The sequence below is a fragment of the Mesorhizobium sp. M4A.F.Ca.ET.020.02.1.1 genome (assembly GCF_004022645.1).
GTDB lineage: Bacteria > Pseudomonadota > Alphaproteobacteria > Rhizobiales > Rhizobiaceae > Mesorhizobium.
In genome coordinates this window covers 1-13,952 of record NZ_RZOI01000082.1, presented here as the reverse complement: position 1 = coordinate 13,952, position 13,952 = coordinate 1, and the positions used below count along the sequence as shown (strand labels likewise).

The following is a 13,952-nucleotide window of genomic DNA, read 5'->3' as shown; positions in this document are numbered from 1 at the left end:
GGACGGCCTCGTCCACCGGGCCCAGCACTGAAATGATGTCGTCGCGTGTCATGGTTGCCTCCGCGCCGGTCCGGCACCGAAGGGCCCGGCCCTGGTGACGGAATCTGGGGCGCGAAATCGGATAAGCAATGGCAGAGCCGGGTTTGGCGCGGATTCGAAACGCGGTCCTCGGCGAGCGGGCGTCAGGCGCCGGAATGTGGATCGATGCTGTAAGGATGGACGGGATAGTCGGGACCGATCGCGTCCCGCACCCGGCCGATCCACGCCGTCACGGACGGATAGTCCGCGAGCTTAAAGCCGCAATCCTCGGCGCGGTGGCTGTAGGCATAGACGGCGATGTCGGCAATGGTGAGAGTGTCACCGACAAGGAACGCCCCGTCGGCGAGGCTGCGCTCCAGCGCCGCCAGCGTACGGGCGCCGGCTTCGCGCTTGCCCGAAACCATCGCCTGATTGCGCTCGAGCCGCCCGGTCAGGACCCAGTAGCGCAGCGAGCCAATCACCGGCTCGACATAATACTGCTCGAAGAACAGCCATTGCATCACCTTGGCGCGGAGAAGCCGGTCTGCCGGCAGATAGGATGTGCCCTCCGCGACGCAGACGAGGATCGCGTTGGACTCGGCGATCGCCTGCCCATTCTCAACGGCGAGCACCGGCACGGCGCCGGCCGGGTTGAGCTTAAGGAAAGCCTCCGTGTGGCTCTCGCCCTCGAAAATCGAGACGACGCGGGTTTCGTAGGCGATGCCGAGCAAGCCGAGCAGGACCCTCACCTTCCAGCCATTCTGCGACGGCAGATAATCGTAGAGCGTGAGCATGGTGGGCCCTTTCGTCCAATCGGGACCGGCTTCGCATAGCGCAGGGGTATGGTCCACCCGATTTATGCTAGGCCCCGAAGCGGCTCTAAACAGCCGCCGGCGATGTCAATCAGCGGGTGTAACGATCCGAACGACGACCATCGAATCGAGCCCCAGCACGCGAGCGAGGGCCAGTGCATTCGGCACAATCCAATATGGGGAGTCTGCGTCGAAGGGAGCATTGCTGTGCGTCAGGTTAAAGAGCGCCTTTGCGCAGACCTCTTCGAACATATACTGGGCCAAAGCCGGCACATCGTTCGCCTTTTCGGCCCGCAAGGTCTTGTGCCGGATATGATCGAAAAGGTGATGTGCTTTCAGTCAGGCCCCGCGATCTTTGACCATCGTGCGAAGGCGATCGAGAGTCTCGGTGTCGCGGACGTGCGGACCGAAGAACTCAAAGAGCTCCTGCATCTGTCGCAGCATGTCCCAACCTCTGGTCGGCATGAATGTCGTATGTCCCTCCTCGTCGGAAGCCGCCCTCACCCCCGCTTCTCGATATCGGCAGCCACAGCCATCGCTTCCAGGCCGATCTCGCGCAGCAGGCCGGTGACCGGGTTGTGGAAGCCGACGAGGTAGAGGCCGAGCTCCGAGGCGCGGGCGTCGACGCCGCTCTTCTGCGGCCTGAGCTCCGCCGGCAGGAACTTGTCGTAGGCGGGGCGGTAGCCGGTGGCGAGGATGACGGCGTCGAAGTCTTCCTGCCGGCCGTCGACAAAGGTGGCGCCGCGCTCGCCGAAGCGCTTGATGTCGGGCGCGACCTTGATCCTGCCGGCCTTGATCGCCGCCACCGTGCCGACATCGATGACCGGGATGCGGCCGGCGTCGATCTGCTTCAAGATGCCCTCCTTCGGCCGGACAAGGCCGTATTTCTCGAGCTTGCCCAGCGCCAGGTCGAGGATGATCGGGAACATCCGGTCGTTGAGGCCCTGCGGCATCGGCCGGCTGGCGATACCGACCATCTGGATCGGCACGCCGAACAACTGGCGCGGCACGATGTGGACGCCCTTGCGCACCGACAGCGTCGGGTCGGCGCCGCTCTCGGCAAGGTCGAGCGCGATCTCGGCGCCGGTGTTGCCCATGCCGACGACCAGCACCTTCCTGTCGATGAAGGGCGCGGCCTCGGTATAGTCGGCGCTGTGCAGCACCTTGCCCTTGAAGGTCTCGATGTCGGGAAAGCTGGGAACGATGGGCTCGGCATTGTTGCCGCTGGCGACCACGACATGGCGCGCCGTCAGCGCGTCGGATCCGATCTCGACCCGGAAACCGTCCTTGTCGCGGCGGATGGTGTCGACCGTCACGCCGAAGCGCGGCCTGAGCTCGAAACGTTCGGCATAGGCATCGAGATAGGCCACGACCTTCTCGCGCGGCACGTAGCGCGGATGGTCGCTCGGAAACGGCACGAAGGGCAGCGAGGAGAACGACTTCACCGTATGCAGATGCAGCCGCCGATAGTGCCGCCGCCAGGCCGGCGCCACCTGATCGGCCTTTTCGAGCATGATGAAATCCACCCCGGCCCGGCGCAGGCAAGCGCCGACGGCAAGGCCGGCCGGCCCGGCGCCGACAATCACGACATTGGTATCCAAGCGGTTTCCTCCCCTCCCAGGTCATGGCAGGCTATGCCGGGAGGTGTGGGCGGGACAAGTGGGGGTGCCCATCTCCCCCCTTGTGGGGGAGAAAGCGATTTCAACATCTTAGCGAAGCTAAGTGTCAGAAATCGCAAGAGAGGGGATTTGCTTGGGAGCTCCCTTTGCGGACTTCGGCCAGGATTGTCAGGCAAACGCCGTCGATGTTTCGCACCACTTCGTCGTTCCAGAAGCGCAGGGTCCTGAAGCCTTTCATCGCAAAATGCCGGTCGCGCCCGGCATCCCGTTCCGACTCTGAATGCTGGCCGCCGTCGACCTCGACGATCAGCCGCGCCTCGAAGCAGACGAAGTCGAGAATGTAGCCGTCAAGTGGCACCTGCCGCTTGAACTTCAGACCCTCGAGCTGCCTGTTGCGCAGCACCTGCCACAGGATGTTCTCGGCCTTCGTCGCATCGGCACGCATGGCTCTTGCAAAGACACGGCGCTGTGGCGGAACCTGTTGGCGCATGTGTGTGAAAATCCGCTCTCTTGCGATTTCTAACACTTAGCTTCGCTAAGATGTTGAAATCGCTCTCTCCCCCACAAGGGGGGAGATAGGCGCCTCAACCCCTGACCTCCTCACTGCCCGGCCTTTCTCCCCCTCAGCCCAGCCCCGCCAGCTTCGCCGCATCCCGGATGGCCCTAACGGCCTCCGGGTTGGTCACGGGATAGCCCGAGATGAAACCCTCGACGGAAAAGTCGGGGAACTCGGCCGCGAGCCGCGCCACGAATCCGGCGGCCTCGGCGCTCTCGCCCGACGCCGCATGGGAAAGCGCCAGGAACATCAGCACATTGGGCGAGTCCGGCGTGCTTCGGCGCAAGGCCGCGATGGCTTCCCGGTGCCTGCCGGCGCAGAACAGGACGCGGCCCTGCATGCCGAAATACCAGGGCGGGGCGAGCGGGTTGAGACGCATGGCGCGCTCGATGAGCGGGATCGCCTCGGCCGGATCGCCTGCGACCAGCGCCTTGCTGCCGGCAAGCAGCGCCAGCGTGTCTGCATGGTTGGGGCCACATTCGTAGGCTCTTTTGTAGGCGCGCTCCGCGGCATCGAGGTCGCCGAGGCATCCCATGAGATCGCCGAAGCAGTTGCAGGCGCTGCTGTCGAAGGGATCGAGCCGGATCGCATTTTCGACCGCCGCGCGCCATTTCTCGATCGATGCCCGCGGATCGCGGCCAAAGCAGTTGCCGGCTTCGATCGAATAGGCGTAGGCGAGCTCGGTCCAGGCCCTGACCAGCGTCGGGTCGAGTTCCAGCGCGCGTGAAAACAGCCGGATCGCTTCCGCGTTGCCGGCGCGGCTGAAGGTGTTGTGCTGCTCGACGCCAAGCAGATAGAGATCATAGGCGCGCAGGCTGGCCGGCGGCTTGCGGCGAACCGCGTTGCGCCCGATCGTGGCGATCGTCCCGAAACAGCCGGCGAGCACATTGATGACGCTTTCGGTCAGACTGTCCTGCAGCGCGAAGATGTCCTCGACCGGACGGTCGTAGCGCTCACTCCACAGGCTGAGGCCGCTTCCCGCGTCGGCAAGCTCCATCGTCAGCCGCACCCGCCGGTCGTCGGCGCGTAGCTGGCCCGACACGATGTAGGCGGCGCCCAGCGCCTTGCCGTCAGCGGCGAAGTCGGCCGGCTTGCTGCCCAGCGCCTTCATGGTGTGGAAGGCGATGACCGGAAGGCCCGCGTAGCGCGCAAGGTCGACGGTGATGTCCGACGACAGGCCGTTGGCGAAGCGGCGCCAGCGCTCTTCATCGCTCAGGCATTCGATCGGGAATATCGCCAGCACCGGCGAAGCGCCGGGCAAGGCCGACGGCTTGTCCGGCGGCAAGCTGGCAATGCCATTGAGGTGCGCGGCAAGCGCCACTTTGTTGCGCACGCCGAGCTTCTCGTAGATCGCGGCGAGATGGGTGCGCACGGTCGATGGCGCGATGAACAGCGCCTCGCCGATCTGGCGATAGGTCAGGCCAGCCGCGAATTTCTCCGCCACGGCGCGCTCGCGCTCGGACAGCGCCGGCGAAGACGCTGAAGAGGTGGCCGCTGTCGCGTTGTGGTTCATGCCGATTCCCTGCCCGCGGACGTGCGCACTATCAACGCCTGCCGTGGCAAAATACTACAAATGCAGGACCTAAAACACCGCATCTGGCCGATCCCCTCGCAGGCGCACCGGGTGCAAGCTCCCTTGCAGCGAGAGGCTGCAATCACGGGAGGTTTCCATGCGGAGCGTTTCCATAGGACTGGCGTGCGCGATCCTGGGCTTTTCTTCCCCGTCGCCGTCATTGGCCAGCGGCTGCAGGCAGATGCTGGAATCGGACGTGAAAATCGCCAGCATGCGCCTCTATGCCGACATACTGGCCAATGCCGCCCGCAATGGCTGGGACTACGCGCCGGATGCGATCGCCAGCGGCTCGAAGCGGCATTTCGAGGAGATGAAGCTGGAATTGATCGCGGCCGGATATGAGATCGTCCCCGTCGGCGCCCGGCCGCGCTGTCCCCACTTCGACGCGCTGGCGAGCGAATAGCAACGAAAAGGCCGGGGTCGCCGGGCCGCGGCGCCGAGAGCCGATTTCAGCAAAATATCAGCAGCCGTTCAGGACGGCGAGCGCGCGTTGCGGCAATGCTGAAGCAATACAGGCCTCGGAGCGACTGGGAAACCACTGATCCTGGAGATCGATCATGCGTGAGAAAGCTGAAGGAGCGCTTTGGCCCTCGATGCTGGCGCAGGAGGAAACGCAGCGCATCCTGTCGATGGGCGTTGCCGGGTTCATCTGCGGCGAAGCCAATGAGATGCTGGCCTATTTCGAGCGGCAGTCGCCGTGCGATCCGGCACCCCGGTCCGGCGGGCGGCCGAGCCTATGGCTCCGGATTCGCCCAATCCTTCCGCACTTCATTTTTCCGGGCGGCTTCTTTCGGACTTGACCTTGCGGGCATTCTGCCGCTCCGATAATCGCCGCGCGAAGGTGCGCGACGATGGGGCAAGGGCTTGTCGCAACAGATCGGCAGCGCGGTTCTCGATCTTGACCTGGGCACGCTCAGGCGTGACGGCGAGATCGTGCCGGTCCGGCCGAAAACCTTTGAGCTTCTCGCGTTCCTGATATGCAATTCCGGCAGGGTGCTGAGCAAGGACGAATTGTTGCGGGCGGTCTGGCCGGACACCATGGTCACCGAGGATTCGCTCACCCAGTGCATTCGCGACGCGCGCAAGTCGATCGGTGACGAGGCGCAGGCGCTGATCCGTACCGTCCCCCGACGCGGCTATCTGTTCCAGGCCGCCGAAATGCAGGCCGCAGATCCGCGGGCACAAGTGCCGGTTCAGCCGCGACGGGCGGCCGAACCGATGGTCGCCATCCTGCCGTTCCACGTTGAGACGTGCGACGCGCCCGGCAAGGTGCTGTTCGACGGCGCGGTCGAGGAGATCACCAACGCGCTGTCCCACTTCAAGACCATAGCGGTGATGGCACGCCACTCGGCCTTCGCGCTCGCCGAGCATTGGACGGAGGATATCAACGCGACCGCCGTACGGCTCGGCGCCGACTACATAGCGGAAGGGGTCGTGGAATCCGCTGGAGGCGGCTACAGCGCGCGCGTCGTGCTGACCGAGACGGCATCCGGCCGTCGCGTCTGGTCGCAAGGCTTCACGTTCGTCAAAGGCGATATCTTCGCCTTCCAGAAAACGGTCGCTCAGCGGATCGCGACGGCGCTGGTCACCAACGTCGAAAGCGCGGTCATGCGGCGTGGCCAGCCCGCATCCACCGCCAATGTCGAGGCCTACCTCCATCTGCTGCGCGGCATGGCTCTGCTGCGCAGCTATGGCGATGGAGTGAACGAGGAGGCACGCGAGCATTTCCTCAAGGCGCTGGAACGCGATCCGGAATCAGGCCTTGCGCATGCCTATCTGGCGCTTGCCGACATGATCATAGGAGGCTGTTCCGCCGCGCCGCGTGCCGTGCTCGATCAGGCGCGCGACCGGGCGCTGCACGCAATCGCGGTCAGTCCCGACGAAGGGCGATGCCACAGGATCCTGGCACTGACGCTGCTCTGGCGGGGCTGCGACGAATACGAAGCCGCCGAAAAGCACTTCGCCCGCGCGCTCGACCTCAATCCCTACGATGCCGACACGCTCGCCCAGACCGGCTACTTCAGGGCGCTGCGAGGCGATGGCGAAGCCGGGCTGGCGCTGCTCGACCAGGCCATCCAGCTCAACCCGATGCATCCGAGCTGGTATTATTTCGACCGCGGCGTAGCCTTGTTCATCGCCGGCCGCTACCGTGAGGCCGCGGCTTCCTTCTCCTGCCTGCCGCTCAAGGGCGTGCGGCAATGGGCGCGACTGGCGGCGTGCCACGCGCTCGACGGCGACACCGAGAAAGCCAAGGCTTGCGTTAGGGAAGGCCGCGCGCTGGATTCGGGCCTGACCGTGGCGGATATCCTTGCAGACCTGCGCATAGAGTGCGCCGAGAACTGTGACCGGTTGCGAACCGGTCTCGAGCGCGCCGGCTGGGACAACACGCCGGCATAGCCAGTCCGCCGCGCAGCGGGCATGATGGCCGGCGATCGCCCGCCGACTCGGGCTCCATTGCCAATCCGCGGGGGCGCATGAAACCAGCCATCCTCTTGCTTTTGCTCGCGGCCATGCTGCCGTCCGCATCGGCGCGGGCCGGCGACTGGAAGCCGGTCGAAAAGGTCGAGACCTATGCCGTCTCCGGACAGACCGCACCGGAGCTCTATGCCTCGATCGGCGAGAAAGGCCCGGTGATCGGCAAGGACAGTGCAGGCAACGAACGGCGCGTCATCGCGCATACCAATTTCAAGCTGACCTGGCAGCGCGACTACCGGCCTGAGGGCGGCGCCTGCGTGCTGAAGTCGGCGCGGCCGAAGCTCACCCTCACCTACACGCTGCCGAAGCCAGCCACGCCGATGACGGCGGGGCTGCAAAAGCGCTGGGACAGTTTCGCCGCCGGCCTCGCCGCGCATGAGAAGGTGCATGGCGCCCAGATCGTCGACATGGTGCAAAAGATCGAGGCGCTGAGCGTGGGCTTCACGATCGCCGGCGACCCCGGCTGCAAGAAGATCAGGGCCGAGCTCACCGCACGGCTTGCCGAACTTTCACAAGCGCAGCGTCAGGCCAGCCGCGATTTCGACCGCGTCGAATTCGGACCGGGCGGGAATTTGCAGAGGCTGGTGCTGGCGTTTGTGAATGGGGAATGAGCCCAGCTCAGCCAAGGTCATCCGAACATTTGCGATGATCGATCTCCACCCCGGCGAGAAAATCGGCAGATCCGTGATTCGAAGGAGTGCGGTGCCATTCAAGCATTGGCTTATAAAACCCCAGCGAGCTTACCAGTAGATCGATACACGCTGGAATAGCACAGCATGCGTGGACTTCCGTCCAAGGCCTATCGACGTTCATTGAGCCTGAGCGATTAGGCAGATCTGGCTTCTCACCGCCGCTTTACACGCAGGGTTGGTAGCGCTACCGTTTGCCCAGTCGCGTGACCAAGGGGGGAGCCTTGGTAGCTGTCGCCGGCTGGTGTGGTGGATTGAGGTTCCCGCCGTTTTGACGGGATCCGCTTCAAGGCCATGTCAGAAAGAAAATGGAGTCTTGCGGACGTCGCAGGACCCAGCCGGGAGGATTTCGATGGCGTCTGTCGCGATTGCCGATGTCTACAAGTCATTCGGAAGCGTCGAGATCCTTCACGGCGTCAGCGTGGACATAGAGGACGGTGAATTCGTCACCCTGGTGGGGCCATCCGGCTGCGGAAAATCCACCCTTCTCAGGATGATCGCCGGCCTGGAAAAGATCTCGCGCGGGCAGATCGCGATCGGCGAGCGTGTCGTCAACAACGTCGCGCCAAAGGAGCGCGACGTTGCCATGGTGTTCCAGAACTACGCGCTCTACCCGCATATGACGGTTGCCGAGAACATGGCGTTCTCGCTGATGCTCAAAGGTGTCTCGAAGGCAGAAAGCGAAGCCGGCGTCCGGCGCGCGGCCGAGATCCTCGGGCTGGTGCCCTTGCTGTCGCGCTATCCGCGCCAGCTTTCAGGCGGCCAGCGCCAGCGCGTCGCCATGGGCCGGGCGATCGTGCGCAATCCGGCGGTCTTCCTGTTCGACGAACCGCTGTCAAACCTCGACGCCAAGCTCCGGGTGCAGATGCGTGCCGAGATCAAGGAGTTGCACCAGCGGCTGAAGACCACGACGGTCTATGTCACACACGACCAGATCGAGGCGATGACCATGGCCGACAAGATCGTCGTCATGCATGACGGCCTCGTCGAGCAGATCGGGCCACCGCTGGAACTCTACGACCGGCCAAACAATCTCTTCGTCGCCTCCTTCATCGGCTCGCCCGCCATGAACCTGCTCAAGGGCGGGATTGCGACCGATGGCTCGCCATCCTTTCGCGGCGCAGGCGAGATTTCCGTGCCTTTGGCGGCGACGCCGTCGATCAGCAATGGCGAACCCGTGGTGCTGGGAATACGGCCCGAGCACCTCAGGCTGTCCGACGCGGGGATTCCGGTCACTGTCGCGGTGGTCGAGCCGACCGGCTCGGAGGTGCAGCTCATCGGCCGGACAGAAGGCGGCGAGGAGATCGTCGCGAACTTCCGGGAGCGCCATTCCTTTACGCCAGGTGAAACCGTCCGGCTCTCGGCCGAGCCCGGCCTCATCCATCTCTTTCACGGCGAAACCGGAAAGCGGTTCGAGATGCGCACCAGGCCGTAAGAACGACTGAGCGAGGAAACCGACAGGAGGAGACCACCATGAAATTCACCAGACGTGACGTGATCCGCACGACCGCCGGCGTGGCGGCGGGAGCCTTGGGGAGCCGGTTCGTCGGCTCTCCCGCCCTGGCCCAGGAAGGCCTGAAATACAAGCCGGAGGACGGCGCGAAGCTCAGGCTGCTGCGCTGGTCGCCCTTCGTGCAGGGCGATGAGGACCAGTGGCTGGCCAACACCAAGCGGTTCACCGAGGCGACAGGCGTCGAGGTTCGCGTCGACAAGGAAAGCTGGGAAGACATCCGTCCCAAGGCGGCGGTCGCCGCCAATGTCGGTTCCGGTCCCGACCTGATGTTCGTCTGGTTCGACGACCCGCATCAATACCCCGACAAGCTGCATGACGTGACCGAGCTGGGTGAGTATCTGGGCTCGAAATATGGCGGCTGGTACGACGGACCGAAGCAGTACGCGACCCGGGAAGGCAAATTCCTCGGCCTGCCGCTCGCCACCATCGGCAATGCCATCGTCTACCGCGAAAGCTGGGTGAAGGAGGCCGGATTCGCGGAATTTCCCAAGGACACGGCGGGCTTCCTCGAGCTCTGCAAGGCCTTGCAGGCGAAGGGACATCCTGCCGGCTTCACGCACGGCCACGGCGTCGGCGACGGCAACAACTATGCGCACTGGCTGCTCTGGAGCCATGGCGGCCAGATGGTCGACGAGAGCGGCAAGGTGGCGATCAACAGCCCCGAGACGTTGAAGGCGATCGAATACGCGCAGCAGCTCTACAAGACCTTCATTCCGGGCACCGAGAGCTGGCTCGACGTCAACAACAACCGTGCCTTCCTGGCCGGCGAAGTGAGCGTCATCGCCAATGGCATTTCCGTCTACAACACGGCCAAGGTCAACAAGGACAAGGATCCGAAACTGGACGAAATCGCCAAGGACATGCGCACCACCAACCTGCCGATCGGTCCGGTCGGAAAATCCGTCGAGCTGTTCCAGGTGACCAGCGCCGTCATCTTCGACTACACGCCCTACCCCAACGCAGCCAAGGCCTATCTGCAGTTCATGTTCGAGGATCCGCAGATGGCGGACTGGATCACCTCCTCGTCGGCCTATTGCTGCCAGACGCTCAAGGCTTTCGACAACAATCCGGTGTGGAAGGCCGACCCGAACAACGCCGCCTACGCGAAGGCCTCAGCGACGCTGCGCCCCAACGGCTTTGCCGGGCCGCTCGGCTACGCCTCGGCCGCGACCATGGCCGACTATGTGCTGGTCGACATGTTCGCCAAGGCAGTGACCGGCCAGGCGACGCCAAAGGAGGCGATGGAAGAGGCGGAGAAGCGCGCCAACCGCTACTATCGGGTTTGATCACCGCCCGGCCGGGCAGCCGCGACCGCGCGCTGCCCGCTGAGGGGTGCGCAACCGCGCGGCGGCCGCCTTGGCCGCCACGCAACCACATCTGATGAGGAGCCACCGCATGGCCGTGCCGTCCGTTGCCGTCGAGCAGCGTTCTTCGATCCTGTCGCGCCTGAGCGAAAGCCGCAACGCGCTTGGCTTCGGCTTCATGCTGCCGGCGGCGGCGCTGCTCCTGGTGTTTCTGACCTATCCGCTCGGGCTCGGCGTCTGGCTCGGCTTCACCGATGCCCGCATCGGCCGCCCCGGCATCTTCATCGGTATCGAGAACTATCAATACCTTTGGAGCGACGGCGTCTTCTGGCTCTCCGTCTTCAACACCCTGCTCTACACGATCAGCGCCTCGATCCTGAAGTTCATGCTCGGCCTCTGGCTGGCGCTCATCCTCAACGAGAACCTTCCCTTCAAATCGTTCTTCCGCGCCGTGGTGCTGCTGCCCTGGGTGGTGCCGACGGTGCTGTCGGCGATCGCCTTCTGGTGGATCTACGATTCGCAGTTCTCGATCCTGTCCTGGGCGCTGCAGCAGATGGGCCTGATCGACCATCGCATCAATTTCCTCGGCGACCCGACAAACGCGCGCGCCTCGGTCATCGCGGCCAATGTCTGGCGCGGCATTCCTTTCGTCGCCATCACCCTGCTTGCCGGCCTGCAGACGATTCCCCAATCGCTTTACGAGGCCGCCACGCTCGACGGCGCCAGCCGCTGGCAATTGTTCCGCCATGTGACGCTGCCGCTGTTGACGCCGATCATCGCCATCACCATGACCTTTTCGGTGCTGTTCACCTTCACCGATTTCCAGCTGATCTATGTGTTGACCCGCGGCGGACCGGTCAACGCCACCCACCTGATGGCGACACTGTCCTTCCAGCGCGGCATTTCAGGTGGCCAGCTTGGCGAGGGCGCCGCTATCGCGGTCGCCATGATCCCCTTCCTGCTGGCGGCGATTCTGTTCAGCTATTTCGGCCTGCAACGCCGCAAGTGGCAGCAAGGCGGCGGAGACTGAAATGGCCGCGATCAAGAGACCGAGACGTCCGGAAACCGATGAAGGCGGCATGGGCTACCTGCAAAGCCTGCCGCGCCGCGTGGTGACGGTCTATCTGCCATTGCTGGTGTTCATCATCGTGCTGCTGTTTCCGTTCTACTGGATGACGATCACGGCGGTTAAGCCCAATGTCGAGATGACCGACTACGCCAACTTCAATCCGTTCTGGGTCGTGCATCCAACGTTGCAGCACATCCGCTATCTTCTCTTCGAGACGTCCTATCCCGGTTGGCTGCTCAACACCGTCATCATCTCCACCGCCGCCACGTTCCTGTCGCTGCTGGCGGCGGTGCTGGCAGCCTATGCGATCGAACGGCTGAGGTTTTCGGGAGCGCGGCAGGTCGGTCTCGCCGTCTTCCTCGCCTATTTGGTGCCGCCCTCGATCCTGTTCATTCCGCTGTCGGTGATGGTGTTCAACCTCGGGCTCTACGACACGCCGTTCGCGCTGATCCTCACCTACCCGACGTTCCTGATCCCGTTCTGCACCTGGCTGCTGATGGGCTATTTCCGCTCCATCCCCTTCGAGTTGGAGGAATGCGCGCTCATAGACGGAGCGACCCGGCTGCAGATCCTCACCAAGATCGTGCTGCCGCTGTCGGTGCCGGGCCTGATTTCCGCCGGCATATTCGCATTCACCCTGTCCTGGAACGAGTTCATCTACGCCTTGACGTTCATCCAGTCGTCGGAGAACAAGACCGTGCCGGTCGGCGTGCTGACCGAACTTGTGCGCTCCGACGTCTACGAATGGGGGGCGCTGATGGCGGGCGCGCTGATCGGCTCGCTGCCGGTCGTGGTGCTCTACTCGTTCTTTGTCGAGCACTACGTTTCCTCGATGACCGGCGCGGTGAAGGAATGACGGCCTGCCGCGAGCGGCTTGCCGCCAATGCGCAACGGCAGGCCGGGCGCATCCCCCCGCGGGTCGATGGGCGTCAGATCGCGGCGATGATGCCGCCGTCGACGCGGATGTTCTGGCCGGTGATGTAGCCGGCGCCGTCGGAGGCGAGGAAGGCGATGGTCGCGGCGATCTCTTCGCTGGTGCCGTAGCGCTGCATCGGCACGCTGTCACGGCGCTCCTCGGTGGCGGGCAGGCTGTCGATCCAGCCGGGCAGCACGTTGTTCATGCGCACATTGTCGGCGGCGTAGGTGTTGGCGAAGATCTTGGTGTAGGCGGCAAGGCCGGCCCGGAACACCGCCGAGGTCGGAAACATCGGGCTCGGCTCGACCACCCACGCCGTTGAGATGTTGATGATGGCGCCGGCCTTCTGCCTGACCATGTGGGGCGCCACGATGCGCACCGGCCGGATGACGTTCATCAGGTAGACGTCGAGCCCGGTGTGCCATTGTTCGTCGGTGATCTCGAGGATCGGCGCGCGCGGTCCGTGGCCGCCGCTGTTGACCAGCACGTCGATGCGGCCGAAGCGTTCGAGCGCCAGGTCGGCAAGACGCTGCAGATCCTCGTTCGACTGGTTGGAGCCGGTGACGCCAAGGCCACCGAGTTCCTTGGCGAGCGCCTCGCCCTTGCCGGAGGACGACAGGATCGCGACCTTGAAGCCGTCGGCGGCCAGGCGCTTTGCCGCCGCCGCGCCCATGCCGCTGCCGCCGGCAACGACGACCGCTACTTTTTCTACACTCATTGCGTCTTCCTTCCGGATTGGTTTTCGGCCCGTACCACCATTGATCACAACGTGTTATATTCGACTTTCGCCGCTGGTTCGAACCAGAAAGCCTGAAATCGGACTGTAGAAAAACTGCACGATGCCCGAAGCCTTCCTGCGCTTGCCGCCGCTCAATGCGCTGCGCGCCTTCGAGGCGTCGGCGCGGCATCTCAACTTTCGGCTCGCCGCGCATGAGCTCAACGTGACGCAGGGCGCGGTGGCGCAGCACATCCGGGGTCTTGAGGCCAGCCTCGGCGCGAAGCTGTTCGAGCGGCTGCCGCGCGGCCTGGCGCTGACCGACGAGGGCCGCGCCTATGTGCCCAGCATCCGGCGCGCCTTCGAGCTGATCTCGGAGGCGACCGCGCTGCTGCGGCCGGAACCGGCGCGGCTGACGATCAGCGTGACGCCCAGCTTCGCCACCAAATGGCTGATCCCGAAGCTGCCGGACTTCGTCGCGCACAACCCGCTGGTCGACCTGCGCATCCTTGCCACCGAAAGCCTGTCGAGCTTCCAGGCCGACGGCGTTGACATCGCGGTCCGGCAGGGCCGTGCGCCCTTCGGTCCCGGCCTCGTCGTCGACCTCCTGTTCCCGCAGTTGGTCATCGCCGTCTGCAGCCCCGCCCTGCTGCCGCCCGGCGCCGGCGAAATCGCTACGGCGGACATCCAGCA

General features: G+C 64.4%; 16 protein-coding genes. 9 read left to right on the top strand and 7 right to left on the bottom strand.

Translation table 11 applies throughout. The annotated features are described in order from the left end of the window. Nucleotides 1-182: 182 nt before the first annotated feature. From EN742_RS08540 to EN742_RS38000, 6 genes are all read right to left on the bottom strand, one after another. On the bottom strand, nt 183-812 hold the full coding sequence (locus tag EN742_RS08540; RefSeq protein ID WP_128332670.1) for a glutathione S-transferase family protein: 630 nt from the start codon (nt 810-812) through the stop codon (nt 183-185). Nucleotides 813-917: 105 nt separating this feature from the next. Further along, the gene (locus EN742_RS39220) at nt 918-1,127 is read right to left on the bottom strand and encodes a hypothetical protein (RefSeq protein ID WP_245482460.1); all 210 of its coding nucleotides are present in this window, start codon (nt 1,125-1,127) and stop codon (nt 918-920) included. A 203-nt stretch (nt 1,128-1,330) separates the two neighbouring features. Continuing rightward, nucleotides 1,331-2,431 carry an NAD(P)/FAD-dependent oxidoreductase gene (locus EN742_RS08530; RefSeq protein WP_128332669.1) on the bottom strand — a complete coding sequence of 367 codons (1,101 nt, stop codon included), beginning with the start codon at nt 2,429-2,431 and terminating at the stop codon, nt 1,331-1,333. A gap of 124 nt (nt 2,432-2,555) precedes the next feature. Next, nucleotides 2,556-2,939: a DUF559 domain-containing protein gene (locus EN742_RS08525; protein WP_128332668.1), complete on the bottom strand. Its 384-nt coding sequence runs from the start codon at nt 2,937-2,939 to the stop codon at nt 2,556-2,558. A gap of 133 nt (nt 2,940-3,072) precedes the next feature. Next, on the bottom strand, nt 3,073-4,518 hold the full coding sequence (locus EN742_RS08520; protein WP_127407629.1) for a LuxR C-terminal-related transcriptional regulator: 1,446 nt from the start codon (nt 4,516-4,518) through the stop codon (nt 3,073-3,075). Nucleotides 4,519-4,587: 69 nt separating this feature from the next. After that, nucleotides 4,588-4,791, bottom strand: coding sequence for a hypothetical protein (locus EN742_RS38000; RefSeq protein WP_127407628.1), 204 nt, complete (start codon nt 4,789-4,791; stop codon nt 4,588-4,590). Between EN742_RS38000 and EN742_RS08510 the strand changes: the two genes are divergently transcribed. The 8 genes from EN742_RS08510 to EN742_RS08475 all read left to right on the top strand — a co-directional run bounded on the left by EN742_RS08510 (nt 4,775) and on the right by EN742_RS08475 (nt 12,484). Beyond that, a complete protein-coding gene (locus EN742_RS08510) occupies nt 4,775-4,981 on the top strand; it encodes a hypothetical protein (RefSeq protein ID WP_126055284.1) in 207 nt (68 codons plus the stop codon). The two genes, EN742_RS38000 and EN742_RS08510, sit on opposite strands and share 17 nt — an antisense overlap. Nucleotides 4,982-5,171: 190 nt before the next feature. Then, the gene (locus tag EN742_RS08505; RefSeq protein WP_126055285.1) at nt 5,172-5,378 is read left to right on the top strand and encodes a hypothetical protein; all 207 of its coding nucleotides are present in this window, start codon (nt 5,172-5,174) and stop codon (nt 5,376-5,378) included. Between the two features lie 64 nt (nt 5,379-5,442). Further along, a complete protein-coding gene (locus tag EN742_RS08500; protein WP_128332667.1) occupies nt 5,443-6,975 on the top strand; it encodes a winged helix-turn-helix domain-containing protein in 1,533 nt (510 codons plus the stop codon). 77 nt (nt 6,976-7,052) lie between these two features. Next, the gene (locus EN742_RS08495; RefSeq protein WP_128332666.1) at nt 7,053-7,664 is read left to right on the top strand and encodes a DUF922 domain-containing protein; all 612 of its coding nucleotides are present in this window, start codon (nt 7,053-7,055) and stop codon (nt 7,662-7,664) included. A 430-nt stretch (nt 7,665-8,094) separates the two neighbouring features. Beyond that, nucleotides 8,095-9,177, top strand: a complete 1,083-nt coding sequence (ugpC, locus tag EN742_RS08490) for a sn-glycerol-3-phosphate ABC transporter ATP-binding protein UgpC (protein ID WP_127422197.1) — start codon at nt 8,095-8,097, stop codon at nt 9,175-9,177. 38 nt (nt 9,178-9,215) lie between these two features. Continuing rightward, entirely contained in the window at nt 9,216-10,541 is a 1,326-nt protein-coding gene (locus EN742_RS08485; protein ID WP_126055289.1) for an ABC transporter substrate-binding protein, read from the top strand. 109 nt (nt 10,542-10,650) lie between these two features. Beyond that, nucleotides 10,651-11,589, top strand: coding sequence for a sugar ABC transporter permease (locus EN742_RS08480; protein ID WP_126055290.1), 939 nt, complete (start codon nt 10,651-10,653; stop codon nt 11,587-11,589). A gap of 1 nt (nt 11,590) precedes the next feature. Then, a complete protein-coding gene (locus EN742_RS08475) occupies nt 11,591-12,484 on the top strand; it encodes a carbohydrate ABC transporter permease (RefSeq protein ID WP_127400367.1) in 894 nt (297 codons plus the stop codon). A 73-nt stretch (nt 12,485-12,557) separates the two neighbouring features. Here EN742_RS08475 and EN742_RS08470 read toward each other — a convergent pair whose 3' ends face one another. Next, nucleotides 12,558-13,262 carry an SDR family oxidoreductase gene (locus tag EN742_RS08470; RefSeq protein ID WP_127405740.1) on the bottom strand — a complete coding sequence of 235 codons (705 nt, stop codon included), beginning with the start codon at nt 13,260-13,262 and terminating at the stop codon, nt 12,558-12,560. A gap of 121 nt (nt 13,263-13,383) precedes the next feature. On the opposite strand from EN742_RS08470, the gene EN742_RS08465 reads away from it, so the two are divergent. Next, a partial coding sequence (locus EN742_RS08465; RefSeq protein WP_128332665.1) for a LysR family transcriptional regulator occupies nt 13,384-13,952 on the top strand: 569 nt, incomplete at its 3' end.